12 protein-coding genes are annotated in these 15,589 nt (G+C 51.0%); 10 read left to right on the top strand and 2 right to left on the bottom strand.

All coding sequences use genetic code 11. The features are described 5' to 3' along the window. Positions 1-9 precede the first annotated feature (9 nt). From flgD to flgL, 9 genes are all read left to right on the top strand, one after another. Positions 10-687, top strand: a complete 678-nt coding sequence (gene flgD, locus IX31_RS05455; protein WP_034456185.1) for a flagellar hook assembly protein FlgD — start codon at positions 10-12, stop codon at positions 685-687. 27 nt (positions 688-714) lie between these two features. Further along, positions 715-1,923, top strand: coding sequence for a flagellar hook protein FlgE (gene flgE, locus IX31_RS05450; protein WP_034456184.1), 1,209 nt, complete (start codon positions 715-717; stop codon positions 1,921-1,923). A 19-nt stretch (positions 1,924-1,942) separates the two neighbouring features. Then, positions 1,943-2,698: a flagellar basal body rod protein FlgF gene (locus tag IX31_RS05445; RefSeq protein ID WP_034456183.1), complete on the top strand. Its 756-nt coding sequence runs from the start codon at positions 1,943-1,945 to the stop codon at positions 2,696-2,698. A gap of 117 nt (positions 2,699-2,815) precedes the next feature. Then, positions 2,816-3,598, top strand: a complete 783-nt coding sequence (gene flgG / locus IX31_RS05440) for a flagellar basal-body rod protein FlgG (RefSeq protein ID WP_034456182.1) — start codon at positions 2,816-2,818, stop codon at positions 3,596-3,598. Positions 3,599-3,661: 63 nt separating this feature from the next. Then, positions 3,662-4,357 carry a flagellar basal body L-ring protein FlgH gene (locus IX31_RS05435; RefSeq protein WP_122974002.1) on the top strand — a complete coding sequence of 232 codons (696 nt, stop codon included), beginning with the start codon at positions 3,662-3,664 and terminating at the stop codon, positions 4,355-4,357. Between the two features lie 12 nt (positions 4,358-4,369). After that, a complete protein-coding gene (locus IX31_RS05430) occupies positions 4,370-5,464 on the top strand; it encodes a flagellar basal body P-ring protein FlgI (RefSeq protein WP_034456180.1) in 1,095 nt (364 codons plus the stop codon). Continuing rightward, positions 5,464-6,405: a flagellar assembly peptidoglycan hydrolase FlgJ gene (gene flgJ / locus IX31_RS05425; protein WP_034456178.1), complete on the top strand. Its 942-nt coding sequence runs from the start codon at positions 5,464-5,466 to the stop codon at positions 6,403-6,405. Before IX31_RS05430 ends, flgJ begins: the two co-directional genes overlap by 1 nt. 83 nt (positions 6,406-6,488) lie before the next feature. Next, on the top strand, positions 6,489-8,162 hold the full coding sequence (flgK, locus tag IX31_RS05420; RefSeq protein WP_034456177.1) for a flagellar hook-associated protein FlgK: 1,674 nt from the start codon (positions 6,489-6,491) through the stop codon (positions 8,160-8,162). Between the two features lie 16 nt (positions 8,163-8,178). Further along, complete coding sequence (gene flgL, locus IX31_RS05415) at positions 8,179-9,141, top strand: flagellar hook-associated protein FlgL (protein WP_034456175.1); 963 nt, start codon at positions 8,179-8,181, stop codon at positions 9,139-9,141. A 180-nt stretch (positions 9,142-9,321) separates the two neighbouring features. Here flgL and IX31_RS22770 read toward each other — a convergent pair. Both IX31_RS22770 and rne read right to left on the bottom strand, forming a co-directional pair. Next, positions 9,322-10,577 (bottom strand): IS3 family transposase gene (locus IX31_RS22770; protein WP_122973988.1). Its coding sequence is split into 2 segments (ribosomal slippage): positions 9,322-10,226 and positions 10,226-10,577, totalling 1,257 coding nucleotides; the frame shifts between segments, so codons are not numbered across the junction. A gap of 109 nt (positions 10,578-10,686) precedes the next feature. Continuing rightward, a complete protein-coding gene (gene rne / locus IX31_RS05400) occupies positions 10,687-14,022 on the bottom strand; it encodes a ribonuclease E (RefSeq protein WP_034456172.1) in 3,336 nt (1,111 codons plus the stop codon). A 573-nt stretch (positions 14,023-14,595) separates the two neighbouring features. Here rne and rluC point away from each other — a divergent pair. Then, positions 14,596-15,549, top strand: a complete 954-nt coding sequence (rluC, locus tag IX31_RS05395) for a 23S rRNA pseudouridine(955/2504/2580) synthase RluC (RefSeq protein ID WP_198528555.1) — start codon at positions 14,596-14,598, stop codon at positions 15,547-15,549. The last annotated feature ends 40 nt before the right edge of the window (positions 15,550-15,589 follow it).

Raw genomic sequence — 15,589 nt, 5'->3', positions numbered from 1 at the left:
GAGTGACTGATGGGCATAGCTGTTAATATGAACGACACCACGACCAGTGGTGTTAATACTTTATCGGGTAATAGCAGTATTACCGGGAACAATGCTGCCGATCTTCAGAGTAGTTTCCTGACGCTGCTGGTTGCGCAGCTCAAAAACCAGGACCCGACCAACCCTCTGCAAAATAACGAACTGACTACACAACTTGCGCAAATCAGCACGGTAAGCGGTATTGAAAAACTCAACACCACGCTCGGTTCAGTGTCAGGTCAGTTAACCAATAACCAGTCAGTTCAGGCCAGCGCCCTGATTGGTCATGGCGTAATGATCCCCGGTACTAAAATTCTGGCAGGCAGCGAGGCCACCACTCCGTTTGGTGTCGAGCTGCAACAAGCCGCCGATAAAGTGACCGCAACGATCACCGATAACACCGGCAAAGTGGTACGTACGCTCGATATTGGTGGCCTAAGCGCAGGTGTCCATACCTTTACCTGGGATGGCACGATGACGGATGGCACGACCGCACCAGACGGTGCTTATAACGTCGCTATCAATGCCACAAATGGTGGGACACAGCTGGTTGCTCAGCCGCTAAATTTTGCGATGGTCAACGGTGTGACACTCAGTAATGGCAAGACCTTGCTCGACCTCGGTACTTACGGCACCTCCACTCTCGACGACATCAGGCAGATTATTTAAGCCTATAACCCTTTGCAGGAGTAAGACATGGCCTTTTCTCAAGCGGTCAGCGGCCTGAATGCTGCGGCCACCAACCTGGACGTGATTGGTAACAACATTGCCAACTCCGCCACCTATGGCTTTAAGTCCGGCAGCGTATCTTTCGCTGATATGTTTGCAGGTTCTAAAGTGGGTCTGGGCGTTAAAGTCGCAGGCATCACGCAGGACTTTGGCGACGGTACTACGACTAACACCGGGCGTGGCCTGGATGTGGCGATTAGCCAGAATGGTTTTTTCCGTATGGTGGACACTAACGGTTCGGTCTATTACAGCCGCAACGGTCAGTTCAAACTGGATCAAAACCGCAACCTGGTGAACATGCAGGGTATGCAATTGACGGGTTATCCGGCAACCGGCACACCACCAACGATTCAGGAAGGGGCAAACCCAGTAGGGCTTTCAATTCCTAATACTCTGATGGCTGCGAAAATCACTACCACAGCCTCGATGCAGATTAACCTGAACTCCACAGATAAGGTGCCTACCAAAACGACTTTTGACCCTGCGGATTCAGAAAGTTACAACAAAAAAGGTTCTATCACTGTCTATGACAGCCAGGGTAACTCCCATGATATGAACGTCTTCTTTGTGAAGTCTTCTACAGCAAATACCTGGGATGTTTATACCCAGGACAGCAGCGTTGCGGGCAGCCCAATTCAAAAAGGGACACCTCTGGAGTTCAGCAGTAGTGGTGTCTTAACCAGCGGTACTAGTAGCAATTTTGAGACTGAGGCCATTAATGGTGCAACGCCTGCAAGATTCAGCCTGAGCTTCTTGAATTCCATGCAGCAAAACACCGGCTCCAACAACATCGTTGCCGCGAATCAGAATGGCTATAAGCCAGGCGATTTGGTGAGTTATCAGATCAATGAAGATGGCACTGTAGTTGGTAACTACTCCAACGAACAAACCCAATTGCTGGGGCAGATTGTGTTGTCCAACTTTGCTAACCCGGAAGGCTTGTCCTCTGAGGGTAACAACGTCTGGGCAGCAACGAATGCTTCGGGCGTTGCGCTGTTGGGTACGGCGGGTTCAGGTAACTTCGGTACGCTAACTAACGGTGCGCTGGAGGCTTCAAACGTCGATCTGAGTAAAGAACTGGTCAATATGATTGTTGCACAGCGCAACTACCAGTCTAACGCGCAGACCATCAAAACTCAGGACCAGATACTTAACACCCTGGTTAACCTGCGCTAAGCACTGACGGGGAAGCTTAATGGATCACGCGATTTATACCGCCATGGGCGCGGCCAGTCAGACGCTCAATCAACAAGCGGTGACGGCCAGCAACCTGGCGAATGCTTCAACTCCCGGCTTTCGTGCACAACTTACTGCTTTGCGCGCCGTTCCGGTGGAAGGGCTTTCTTTGCCAACGCGTACGCTGGTGACCGCGTCAACGCCTGGCGCTGATATGTCCCAGGGTCAGCTTGATTACACCCAACGCCCGCTGGATGTTGCCCTGCAACAAGATGGCTGGCTGGCGGTACAAAGTGCTGATGGTACAGAAGCTTATACCCGTAACGGCAATATGCAGGTAAGTCCTGCCGGGCAACTGACCATCGGCGGGCAACCGGTGATGGGAGAAGGTGGCCCGATTGCCGTTCCTCAAGGCGCACAGCTAACTATCGCGGCTGATGGCACCATTTCTGCACTTAACGCGGGTGACCAGCCTAACACGGTGGCTCCGATTGGCCGTTTGAAACTGGTGAAAGCGAGCGGGACAGAAGTTGTGCGTGGTGATGATGGGTTTTTCCGTTTGAGCCCCGCAGCCCAAGCCACGCGTGGTGCGACTTTACAAGCCGATGCCAGCATCTCTTTGATGCCTGGTGTGCTGGAAGGCAGTAACGTTAAACCGGTTGAAGCCATGGCTGACATGATTTCCAACGCCCGTCGTTTTGAAATGCAGATGAAGATTATTTCGAGCGTGGATGAAAACGAGCAACGGGCCAACCAACTGCTGTCGATGAGTTGATAGCCGGGGTTTGTAGGGTGGATAAGCGGTAAACGCCATCCACCACTTGCACCACGGTTGTCGGATGACGTTTCGCTTATCCGACCTACGAAACACAATCTCTAACAGGAATTCAAAATGATCAGTTCTTTATGGATTGCCAAAACCGGTCTTGATGCCCAGCAAACCAACATGGATGTGATTGCCAACAACCTGGCAAACGTCTCCACTAACGGTTTTAAGCGTCAGCGTGCTGTGTTTGAAGATCTGCTTTACCAAACCATTCGCCAGCCTGGAGCCCAATCATCTGAGCAAACCACGTTGCCGTCAGGTTTGCAGATTGGTACGGGCGTGCGCCCGGTCGCCACTGAGCGTCTGCACAGCCAGGGCAACCTGTCGCAGACTAACAACAGTAAAGATGTGGCTATCAAAGGTCAGGGTTTCTTCCAGGTGCAATTACCGGATGGCACCAGTGCCTACACGCGCGATGGTTCATTCCAGGTTGATCAAAACGGTCAACTGGTGACGGCGGGTGGTTTCCAGGTTCAGCCTGCAATCACCATTCCTGCTAACGCCCTGACGATTACCGTTGGACGTGACGGCATCGTGAGTGTGACTCAGCAGGGTCAGGCGCAACCCGTACAGGTAGGCCAGATTAACTTGACCACCTTTATGAATGACACGGGTCTGGAAAGCCTGGGTGAAAACTTGTATGCCGAAACCCAGTCATCCGGAACGCCTAATGAAAGTACTCCGGGGCTTAATGGCGCCGGGCTGCTGTATCAGGGTTACGTTGAAACCTCTAACGTGAACGTCGCAGAAGAGCTGGTGAATATGATCCAGGTTCAGCGCGCTTACGAAATCAACAGTAAAGCCGTTTCTACCACCGATCAGATGCTGCAAAAACTGACGCAACTGTAAGGCGTTTGCCGGTGTGCAGTTTGCACCGGCTGTCTTTATCTGAATGACCTGAAGATGAAAGCAATGCAAAACCCAATGGTTCTCCGTCCTATCGTGATGTGTCTGGTGCTCGCCTCAACGGGCTGCGCGCTGATACCAACTAAACCGCTGGTGGAAGGGGCGACAACGGCCCAGCCAGTGCCAGGCCCTGCGCCTCTCGTCAATGGTTCAATTTTCCAGACGGTGCAACCGGTGAACTATGGGTATCAGCCTTTGTTCGAAGACCGCCGTCCAAGGAATGTCGGCGATACCTTGACTATTCAGCTCCAGGAAAATGTCAGTGCCAGCAAAAGCTCGTCGGCTAATGCCAGCCGTGATGGCAAAACCAACTTTGGCTTTGACGTAACGCCTCGTTATCTCGAGGGGCTATTCGGCAACGATCGTGCGTCAGTGGATGCCTCTGGCGGCAACAGTTTCAACGGTAAAGGTGGGGCAAACGCCAGTAACACCTTTAGCGGAACCTTAACCGTGACGGTGGATCAGGTGCTGGCAAACGGCAACCTGCACGTCGTGGGTGAAAAACAGATAGCCATTAACCAGGGCACCGAATTTATTCGTTTCTCCGGCGTGGTGAATCCTCGCACTATTAGCGGCTCCAATACCGTGCCGTCTACGCAAGTGGCGGATGCACGTATCGAATATGTCGGTAACGGCTATATCAACGAAGCGCAGAATATGGGTTGGTTGCAACGCTTCTTCCTTAATTTATCGCCGATGTAAGCGAGGAAACTCATGACCAAATATTTATTCGGATTGCTGATGCTGGTGGCAACTCTCGCACAGGCTGACCGCATCCGCGATCTGACCACGATTCAGGGCGTGCGTGAAAACTCCCTGATTGGTTACGGTCTGGTGGTCGGGCTTGATGGCACAGGCGACCAAACCACACAAACACCGTTCACTACCCAGACACTCAATAACATGCTTTCGCAGTTGGGGATCACCGTTCCGGCAGGCACCAACATGCAGCTTAAAAACGTCGCAGCGGTCATGGTGACGGCAAAATACCCGGCATTTGCACGCTCTGGCCAGAATATTGATGTGGTGGTTTCATCCATGGGTAACGCCAAAAGTCTGCGTGGAGGCACTTTGCTGATGACGCCGATGAAAGGTGTTGATAACCAGGTTTATGCGCTCGCACAGGGTAACATTCTGGTGGGTGGTGCCGGGGCTTCCGCGGGCGGCAGCAGTGTTCAGGTTAACCAGCTTAACGGCGGCCGTATCACTAACGGTGCGGTTATCGAACGTGAGTTACCGGGCACTTTTGGCTCCGGGAATATAATTAGTCTGCAACTTAACAACGATGATTTCACTCTTGCGCAGCAGATAACGGACACCATCAACCGCTCACGTGGTTTTGGTAGTGCCTCTGCGTTAGATGCGCGCACCATTCAGATTCGTGTGCCAAGCGGCAATAGCTCGCAAGTGCGTTTGTTGGCCGATATTCAGAACCTGGAAGTCAACATGCCTGCGCAGGATGCGAAAGTGATTATCAACTCACGCACCGGCTCGGTGGTGATGAACCAGGAAGTGACACTCGACACTTGTGCGGTTGCGCAAGGTAACTTGTCTGTGACGGTTAATCGCTCAGCTCAGGTAAGCCAGCCAGATACGCCATTTGGTGGCGGTCAAACAGTGGTGACGCCGCAAACGCAAATCGATCTGCGTCAAAATGGTGGTGCTCTACAACGTGTTAATGCCAGTGCCAATTTAAATAATGTGGTGCGTGCGCTTAACACATTAGGCGCATCACCAATGGAATTGATGTCGATTTTACAATCGATGCAAACCGCCGGCTGTCTACGTGCCAAAGTGGAAATCATCTGATGCTTAACGATACCCAGTCACTGGCGAATGCTGCATGGGATGCTAACTCTCTTAACCAGCTAAAAGCGAAAACCGGGCAAGATCCAAAGGGCAACATGAAATCGGTTGCCCGCCAGGTGGAGGGGATGTTCGTGCAGATGATGCTGAAAAGCATGCGTGAGGCACTGCCAAAAGATGGTTTGTTTAGCAGTGAACAAACGCGCATGTACACCAGCATCTACGACCAGCAAATCGCGCAGCAGCTCAGTGCCAAAGGGCTTGGGCTGGCCGATATGATGGTGGAGCAAATGGGCGGCAATGCCGACCCATCGGAAGATGCTGGCAAAGTGCCGATGAAGTTTGATCTGCAAACCGTGACCAGTTTCCAGAACCAGGCGTTAACGCAAATGGTGCGCCAGGCTATTCCTAAAGCCCCTTCTAATGAAGAGCCGCTAACAGGGGATAGCAAGGACTTTCTGGCGCAACTTTCATTGCCTGCAAGACTTGCGAGCGAACAGAGCGGTATTCCTCATCACTTGATTCTGGCGCAAGCTGCGCTGGAGTCAGGGTGGGGTCAGCGGCAAATCCTCACTGAAAAAGGCGAACCGAGTTTTAACTTGTTTGGTGTGAAGGCGTCGGGAAGTTGGAAGGGCCCGACGACGGAAATCACCACTACCGAGTATGAAAACGGTGAAGCTAAAAAGGTGAAAGCCAAATTCCGCGTCTATAGCTCTTACCTCGAAGCGCTTTCTGATTATGTCGGCTTGCTGACGCGCAACCCGCGATATGCCGCCGTCACTAATGCTAATACCGCTGAACAGGGTGCACAGGCATTGCAAAATGCCGGTTACGCCACCGATCCGAACTATGCCCGTAAGCTTACGGGCATGATTCAGCAGATGAAGGCGATGGGTGAGAAAGTGGCGAAAGCGTATAGCAATGATCTCTCAAACTTGTTTTAAACCTGTCATTAATCTCTCAAGTATTGCAGGGAACTGCCGATACTCATCGACAGGAACCGTGATTAACGCGCTAAGGAAATTTCATGTCCAGTAGCCTGATTAACAGTGCCATGAGTGGCCTGGGTGCTGCCCAGGCGGCACTGAATACTGTCAGTAACAACATTTCTAACTATAACGTCACAGGCTATACCCGCCAGACTACCGTGTTGTCGCAGTCGCAAAGTACGCTTGGCGCAGGTGGCTGGATTGGTAATGGCGTACAGGTCAGCGGTGTGCAACGTGAATATGATGCGTTCATCACTAACCAACTGCGTGCGGCACAAACGCAAAGCAGTGGTCTGAATACTCAGTACCAGCAGATGTCTAAAATTGACAATATTCTGTCTGGCACGACAAATACTCTCGCTACAACCATGCAGAGCTTTTTTAGCGGCTTGCAGACTCTGGTAAGCAACTCCGAAGATCCAGCGGCACGCCAGGCATTGCTCGGTAATGCCAGCGGCCTGGTGAACCAGTTTAAGGTGACCGATCAGTATCTGCGCGATCAGGATAAGCAGGTGAATACCGCCATCCAGAGCAGCGTGGAGCAAATCAATAACTACGCCAGTCAAATTGCCAATCTGAATAACCAGATTTCGCGTCTGACGGGTGTGGGCGCGGGTGCCGCACCTAACGATCTCCTCGATCAACGTGATCAGCTGGTTAGCGAGTTAAACCAAATTGTCGGCGTTGAAGTCAGTGTTCAGGATGGCGGCACTTATAACGTCTCCATCGCGAACGGTTTATCTCTGGTACAGGGTGATAAAGCCAATAAATTGGCGGCAGTTTCTTCCAGTGCAGACCCTTCACGCACCACTGTTGCATATGTTGACCCTGTTTCTGGTACTAAGGAAATCCCGGAAAACCAGCTGAACAGTGGCACGCTGGGTGGCATGTTGACCTTCCGTTCTCAGGATCTGGATAGCGCTCGCAACCGCCTGGGGCAACTGGCTCTGACATTTGCCGATGCGATAAATCAACAACATGGCAAAGGGGTTGATGCTAATGGTGATAAAGGCGGCGATTTCTTTGCAATCGGCGGGCCGACGGCGTGGGGAAATGCCAACAATGTCGCTAAAGATACCTCGCTTAAAGTAAGCATGACGAACAGCTCGGAAGTGCAGGCAAGCGACTACAAAGTGACCTATGACGGAAAGGCGTGGCAAGTCACACGCCTGGCGGATAATAAACAATTCGAAGCAGCACTCTCCACTGATGGCAAAAGCATGAGCTTCGACGGCCTGAAACTTGATATTAGTGGAACGGCGCCGAGCAAAAATGACAGCTTCATAGTTAAACCTGTTTCTGACGCTGTTGTGAACATGGGTGTACTGATTACCGACGAAAGTAAGCTGGCCCTGGCAGGTGATCCTAATGGTGGCACCGGAAATACCAGCGGTGGCGCAAGCGATAACCGTAATGCCCAGGCAATGCTGGATTTACAAAGCGGCAAACTCGTTAACGGCAACAAATCGTTTAACGATGCGTATGCAAGTCTTGTGAGCGATGTCGGTAACAAAACCAGTACGCTGAAAGTCACCAGCACCACACAAAATAACGTGGTCACGCAGTTGAGTAACCAACAGCAGTCTATCTCTGGCGTCAATCTCGACGAAGAGTACGGTAACTTGCAGCGTTTCCAACAATATTACCTGGCCAATGCCCAGGTACTACAGACGGCATCAACTCTGTTTGATGCGTTACTGTCCATCCGTTAATTAAGGAATCTGGCGTATGCGTATCAGTACCGCAATGATGTACCAACAGAACATGCGTGGCATAACCAACTCGCAAAGTGAGTGGTTGCGTTATGGCGAGCAGATGTCGACCGGTAAGCGCGTCACTAAACCTTCTGACGATCCGATTGCAGCATCACAGGCTGTGGTGTTGTCTCAGGCTCAGGCACAAAACAGCCAGTATGCGTTGGCGCGCACCTTTGCGACCCAAAAGATTTCGCTGGAAGAAAACGTGTTGGGGCAGGTGACAACAGCTATCCAGTCAGCACAAGAAAAAATCGTTTATGCCGGTAACGGAACATTAAGCGATGATGACCGCGCATCGCTGGCGACCGATCTGGAAGGTATTCGCAATCAGATATTAAACCTTGCCAATAGTACCGATGGCAACGGACGCTATATTTTTGCCGGCTACAAAACGGATTCTGCACCGTTTAGTGATGTTGCCGGGAAGATTACATATGGTGGTGGTGATACTGCGGTTGTGCAATCTGTAGACGCCTCTCGCACCATGACCGTAGGGCATCTGGGCTCGGAGATTTTTGAGTCACTGACCAGCAATGCTGTGCCTGAACCGGGTGCTGGCACGTCTGAGAAGAGTCTTTTCAATATGCTTGATTCAGCTATTGCGACGCTGAGAACACCGACGGAAGGCCTGGATGAAACTCAGAAGGCTGATCTGGACGCGGCAATTGATAAAACCAACCGTGGATTGAAAAACTCCCTCAACAACGTGCTGACTGTTCGTGCAGAACTCGGTACGCAGCTGAACGAGCTGGATAAGCTTGATGAGTTAGGTAGCGATCGCGCATTGGGCCAGGCTCAACAAATGAGTGATTTGGTTGATGTGGACTGGAACTCAGCAATATCTTCTTATGTGATGCAGCAGGCAGCTCTACAGGCCTCTTATAAAGCCTTCAGTGATATGCAAGGGATGTCCTTGTTCCAGCTAAACAAATAAGTTTTACCACTTTGGGCGTGCCATGAAACTGGGCACGCTTTATATGCCCACTTCTGCACCCCGAAGTGGGCTTTTTTTTGCCTAAAAATGGGGGGTGCTGCAGCGAATTTGCCTGTGAATAGACAAAGTGCTTTTGTAGGAAGGGTTAGGGGCGCGGCATCTAACAGCTTACACACATGACTAGTCCTGATATAAGTTGACAGTTTTCTGTCTGTAAAACGCCTGATGAACATCATCGGGCGTTTTGTATTTCAGGGCCTGGTGTGGCCGCTCATGGTTATAAATCGCCACAGATTCTTTTACCATTTCCCGGGCCTGCGCCAGGTCTGCAGGACGCGAGAGTAAAAACTCATTTTTCAGGATCCCGTTTATTCGCTCAGCCAGCGCATTCTGGTAGCAGTCATAACCATCGGTCATTGAACAGGTTATCCCGTTTTTCTCATGGACTGACTGATAAAGCGCTGAGCAGTATTGCAGTCCTCTGTCAGAGTGATGAACCAGGGGCTCCGTCGTTTTTCTTCGCCTCAGAGCCTGTCTGAACGCTTTTACCACATTTTCTGTCTGCAGGTTTTCCCCGACATGATAACCCATGATTTTTCTGGAGCAGGCATCTGTGACCAGACTCAGATAAGCTGTGCCACTGAGCAGTGGAAGGTACGTAATGTCGGCAACCCAGACCTGCTCTGGCTCAAGGGCGGTAACCTGTCCCGGGCCGGGTTTCAGCAAATTAGGATGCCGGTAAAAGCGATGGTGGCTGTTGGTGGTTTTGTGATACGCCCGTTTCACTGGCACCAGGAGCCGGTATTCATTCAGCAGGTTAAACAGACGGTCTCGTCCTATATTCAGCATGTTATCGGCCTGAGTGTTCAGCAGATAGTGCAGTTTACGCGTACCGATTCGCGGCTGACGACACCTGACGCGGGTAACAAACGCAAGAACCCGGGCATGTTGTTCCTGGCGTTTTCTGCGCCTTGTGTTGTCCTGATACCACGCCTGTCTGCTGTGCCCCAGGAACTGGCATGCGCGCGTAACGGTTATTTTGGGGGCCGGACTTTGCGCGAGGACTTGCCGTGCCGCTTTTTTACGACACTCACCCCGTAATCATTTTTCAGGACATTGATAATCGACTCAAAAAACTCCGCTTTCTGGTTCGCCAGCTCAAGCTGTTCTTCAAGTTCCCTGATTCTTTGTTCGGGTGTAAGCGGGATAGTCGTCTGAGCCACAGGCCGTTTCCTCTTCACCAGGTCAGGAAGTCCGGGACTCCAGTCAAGCCGGCCATATTTACGCAGCCAGACAAGAACGGTGGAGCGCCCCTGGATGCCATACCGCTGCTGGGCCTGTTTATAGGTCATCTCGCCTTTTTCAACCTGCTCAACAACGGCTATTTTAAAGGATAGAGGATAATCACGTTGGGTGCGTTTGAACTCAGTCATCATCACGTTCTCCGGATTTAAGTCAGGAACGTGTCAACGCTATTCAGGACGGGTCAACAGAAATAAAAAAGCCGACCAGTTTCCTGGTCGGCTTTTTAGCAACGCTTAGCGATTAGTCAGTGCTTTTCGGGCGTGTTGCTGGTGCTGCTGCCTGGTGAGTTGCGCTGCTGCCACCGGCAGAACCACGACCACTGAAGTCATAAGTTGGGCGTACCCAATCACTTTGACGTGGTGATTCAGGGGTGTATTCAGGAGCTGGTGCTTTTGTCATTGGCGCAGTGGCATGTTTAGTAACATGAGCCACAATCGGAGCAACAGCTGGAGCAACAACTTGTGGAGCTGGCTCTACAGCTTTCACTTCAGGTTGTGCTTCGACAACAGTTTCAACCGCTGGCACAGTTTCTTCAGTCACTTCAACAGGCTGAGCTTCTTCTACTGGAGCAACTGGTGCAGTCTCTTCAACCACAACTGGTGCACTCTCAGCAATTTCAGCTGCTTGCTGCTGCTGTGTCTCTACAACCACATGATCCTGAACCGGCGCAACTTCATCAATCACTTGCTCTGCGACAACGTCGTCCTGAGCTGCAATCAGATGCGGTTGTTCGTTCACTGACGTGGCAATCACTTCCGGATGCGTGGTTTCCACTTTTGCAGCTTCTACAGGTGCCGCTTCAACGTGCGCTGTTTCAACTTGTGCAATTTCAACCACATGTTGCGCTTGAGCAGCAACTTCCTGAACAACCGGTTGTGAAATGATCGCTTCTGGAACTTCTTGCTCGTGCGAGACGAAGACCGGGGTACGTTCAACATTATTGTCGAACTGGCCATCTTCCTGCGAACGGGCAACCGGATAACTAATCCAGGCTTTACCAGAGGCCAGTTCAGGAGAAGCACATGCTACGGTCAACGGCATTGGTGACTGTGTTGGGTAACGCTCGTCACGGTAGCGACGACGGCGCTGGCCACTAACACGTAAATGGCGTGGAGAGCGGCGAGAACGGCGCGGCATACCATTAGAGTCGTTACGTGAATCGTTGTTGTCTTCTTGTTCAACAACAGGCTTCTCGATAACGGCCGGTAACGGAATAGTTGCAAGCTCAGTATGGGTAGCTGGTGCTGCGACTGTTTCAGTGATTTCAGGCGTTGCCACAGCTTGAACAGCAGAATCTTGAGCAGATTCGAAGCGAACTTTCTGGTTCAACTGACGCTGTTTACGACGAGGCATAACCTGGACGCGTTCTTCCTGCTCAGTTTCGACATCAACGTCTACAGTTTCATCACGTTGCAGAACTTTAACTTCTTGCTGCGCCTGGCGTTTATCATCGCTACGACGACGGTTGCGCTCACGACGTGGTTGCTGCTCGTCGCGTGCTTTTGGCTTCTCAACTTCTTCAGCAACTGTTGGGCGGTTTTCACGCACTTCACTATTTTGCTGCTGACCCTGACGGCGATTACGGCGGTTATCGTCGCGATCGCGGTTTTCACGCGGCTCACGGTTGTCACGACTTTCGCTGCGGTTTTCACCACGGCCTTCGCCACGATTATCACGATCGCGATTGTTGCGATCGCCACGGTCGTTACGGTCACGACGGTTATTCTGGCGACGGTTATTACGGCGATCCTGGTTTTGACGTTGGCCTTCAGTCTCAGCAGGTTTAACTTCCTGAACTTCTTTGCTTTCAGGTGTTGGTTCACCTGCGAACAGGTTTTTCAGCGCACTGAAGAAGCGGCTAAGCAAGCCAGGTTGCTCTGTTGTTGCTACTTTCGCAGTTACTGGTTTGGTAACTGGGGTTTGCACCGTGGTTGCTGCAGGGGCTGACTCAGCTGGAGCTGGCGGCACGTCAGGCATCACGAAGGTTGCCAGTGCAGGTTGTTCTGGGCGTTTACGCTCGGCGTACTCTTCTTCAGACGGCACAGCCATCTCTTCTTCATACCGCTTCGGCAGCATGTAGCTCAGAGTTTTGCTTTCTTCGCCTTTACGTACGCGCAGTACGGAATAGTGTGGCGTTTCCATCTGATCGTTAGGAACGATGATAGCTTTCACACCACCCTGACGGGTTTCAATCGCGCTCACAGCATCACGTTTTTCGTTCAGCAGGTAAGAGGCAATGGGTACAGGAACAATCGCGTGAACTTCCTGGGTGTTCTCTTTCAGCGCTTCTTCTTCAATCAGACGCAGAATGGAGAGTGCCATGGATTCGTTGTCACGTACCGTACCTGTTCCGCTACAACGCGGGCAGACGTGGTGGCTGGACTCGCCCAGAGAAGGGGAGAGACGCTGACGGGACATTTCCAGCAGGCCAAAGCGTGAGATATGGCTAATCTGGATACGAGCACGGTCCTGGCGTACAGCTTCGCGCAGACGGTTTTCTACCGCGCGCTGGTGGCGCACAGGCGTCATATCGATGAAGTCGATAACAATCAGGCCACCGAGGTCACGCAAACGCAGTTGGCGTGCGATTTCATCAGCTGCTTCAAGGTTGGTATTGAATGCCGTTTCTTCAATATCACCACCACGAGTTGCGCGCGCGGAGTTGATGTCGATGGCGGTTAATGCTTCGGTGGAGTCAATAACAATCGAACCGCCGGAAGGCAGGCGAACTTCACGCTGGAAAGCGGATTCAATCTGCGATTCAATCTGATAGTGGCTAAACAGCGGGATTTCACCGGTGTAGAGCTTAATTTTGCTGCTGAAATCAGGGCGACCCAAAGCACCGATATGCTGGCGAGCCAGTTCGAGCACTTTCGGGTTATCGATAAGAATTTCACCGATGTCCTGACGTAGATAATCACGGAAAGCACGGACGATCACGTTGCTTTCCTGATGGATAAGGAATGGAGCCGGGCGATTTTCTGCCGCTTTCTGAATGGCTTCCCAATGCTTCAGACGGAAACTTAAATCCCATTGCAGTGCTTCGGCGGATTTACCCACGCCAGCAGTACGTACAATCAGACCCATGCCATCTGGCAGTTCAAGGGAAGACAGGGCTTCTTTCAGTTCGGTACGATCGTCACCTTCAATGCGGCGGGAAATACCACCAGCACGTGGGTTATTAGGCATCAGTACCAAATAGCTACCTGCCAGGCTAATAAAGGTGGTTAAGGCTGCGCCTTTATTACCACGTTCTTCTTTATCAATCTGGACAATCACTTCCTGGCCTTCGCGCAAAACATCTTTAATGTTTGGACGACCATGTGATGAATAATTAGACGGGAAATATTCGCGGGCAATTTCTTTAAGAGGAAGGAAACCATGACGTTCCGCGCCGTAATCTACAAATGCCGCTTCCAGACTAGGTTCAATACGGGTGATTTTGCCTTTATAGATGTTGGCTTTTTTCTGTTCGTGTCCAGGACTTTCAATATCCAGGTCGTACAGGCGTTGCCCATCTACAAGGGCGACACGCAACTCTTCTTGCTGAGTCGCGTTTATTAGCATTCTTTTCATCGTAACTTACTCATTATTCTTACATTGGTGACAGAGCTACGGGCATGGTGACGCTGACCGGGAGTGAACCGATGGCCTCGTGACTAAACGCATTAAGTCGCCAACCTCACGGTTGTCGCTTGCTGAGAGGCGCAAAGTGTCGGTAGCCTGTATTTCATACGGAAATACAGCGCAATTATCGTGGGAATAACCTTAGAAAATTTCTTAAGAGTTGATTCCATTTTACCGGTCAGGCTGCAACCCGCAGCCCGCTAACTGCCTGAAAGTGCAATACGTCTTACGCCATTGCTGCGTGGATGAACATTCAGGCAAAACTGGTAATTCCGCAAAATTCCTTGTTCTAACAAGTATCAACACGGAAAACCGCAACATTATTCCATTGCTAACCTTATTATAGCAAGATGACTTTTGCCTTTGATGCCTCGTTTCTTACAGTTTTTTAACTCACTTTTTCGCTGCGTGTCGCAGAAATTTGAAAAAGGAGAGTCAGGCGACTTAAAACCAGGCAATTTCTCAGTTAAGCACATAAAAATGAGTGGCGCTATGCGCGCACGCTATTTAGAATCGCCGACCATGAAAACTCAGACTCCTTCAGTACAAATCGTTGCCATTTCGTCCGACGAAGCAGGGCAGCGTATCGATAACTTTTTGCTCTCGCGCTTAAAAGGCGTACCGAAAAGTATGATTTATCGCATTTTGCGTAAAGGCGAAGTGCGCGTGAATAAAAAACGCATCAAGCCTGAATATAAAATTCAGGATGGAGACGAAATCCGTATTCCACCAGTTCGCGTTGCTGAACGTGAAGAAGAGGCGGTTTCCCCGCATCTGCAAAAAGTGGCAGCATTGACTGATGCGATTCTCTATGAAGACGACCACATTCTGGTGTTAAATAAGCCATCGGGTACTGCAGTTCACGGCGGCTCTGGTTTAAGCTTTGGTGTAATTGAAGGTTTACGTGCGTTACGCCCTGAAGCGCGTTTCCTCGAACTGGTTCACCGTCTGGACCGTGATACTTCCGGTATTTTGCTGGTTGCGAAGAAACGCTCTGCATTACGTTCGCTGCACGAACAACTGCGTGAAAAAGGAATGCAGAAGGATTACCTGGCACTGGTTCGTGGCCAATGGCAATCGCATGTGAAAGCAGTGCAGGCTCCGTTGCTGAAGAATATTTTGCAAAGCGGTGAGCGTATTGTACGCGTAAATAGTGAAGGGAAACCTTCAGAGACGCGTTTTAAAGTGGAAGAACGTTACGAGTTTGCCACACTTGTGCGTTGTAGTCCGATTACCGGGCGTACTCACCAGATTCGTGTGCACACGCTGCACGCAGGCCATCCGATTGCGTTTGACGATCGTTATGGCGATCGTGAGTTTGATAAGCAACTCGCAGGAACGGGTCTGAATCGCTTGTTCTTGCACGCTGCGGCCTTGCGCTTCACCCATCCTAATACCGGTGAAATTATGCGAGTTGAAGCACCGCTGGATGAGAAGCTAAAGCGTTGCCTTAACGTGTTGCGTAACGCACGCTAGTTTATTGTCAATTGGCTAAGCATTGCACTTGCCGAAAGAA

The sequence above is a fragment of the Buttiauxella noackiae genome (genome assembly GCF_000737905.1).
Taxonomy (GTDB): domain Bacteria; phylum Pseudomonadota; class Gammaproteobacteria; order Enterobacterales; family Enterobacteriaceae; genus Buttiauxella; species Buttiauxella noackiae.
Note: the sequence above shows the minus strand (reverse complement) of the source record. Positions and strands in the feature narration are given on the sequence as shown.

Coding starts and splice junctions, on each gene's coding strand:
- flgE (WP_034456184.1), top strand. CDS start 715: ATGGCCTTTTCTCAAGCGGTCAGCGGCCTGAATGCTGCGGCCACCAAC.
- rne (WP_034456172.1), bottom strand. CDS start 14,022: ATGAAAAGAATGCTAATAAACGCGACTCAGCAAGAAGAGTTGCGTGTC.
- flgG (WP_034456182.1), top strand. CDS start 2,816: ATGATCAGTTCTTTATGGATTGCCAAAACCGGTCTTGATGCCCAGCAA.
- flgK (WP_034456177.1), top strand. CDS start 6,489: ATGTCCAGTAGCCTGATTAACAGTGCCATGAGTGGCCTGGGTGCTGCC.
- flgJ (WP_034456178.1), top strand. CDS start 5,464: ATGCTTAACGATACCCAGTCACTGGCGAATGCTGCATGGGATGCTAAC.
- IX31_RS05430 (WP_034456180.1), top strand. CDS start 4,370: ATGACCAAATATTTATTCGGATTGCTGATGCTGGTGGCAACTCTCGCA.
- flgL (WP_034456175.1), top strand. CDS start 8,179: ATGCGTATCAGTACCGCAATGATGTACCAACAGAACATGCGTGGCATA.
- flgD (WP_034456185.1), top strand. CDS start 10: ATGGGCATAGCTGTTAATATGAACGACACCACGACCAGTGGTGTTAAT.
- rluC (WP_198528555.1), top strand. CDS start 14,596: ATGAAAACTCAGACTCCTTCAGTACAAATCGTTGCCATTTCGTCCGAC.
- IX31_RS05445 (WP_034456183.1), top strand. CDS start 1,943: ATGGATCACGCGATTTATACCGCCATGGGCGCGGCCAGTCAGACGCTC.
- IX31_RS05435 (WP_122974002.1), top strand. CDS start 3,662: ATGCAAAACCCAATGGTTCTCCGTCCTATCGTGATGTGTCTGGTGCTC.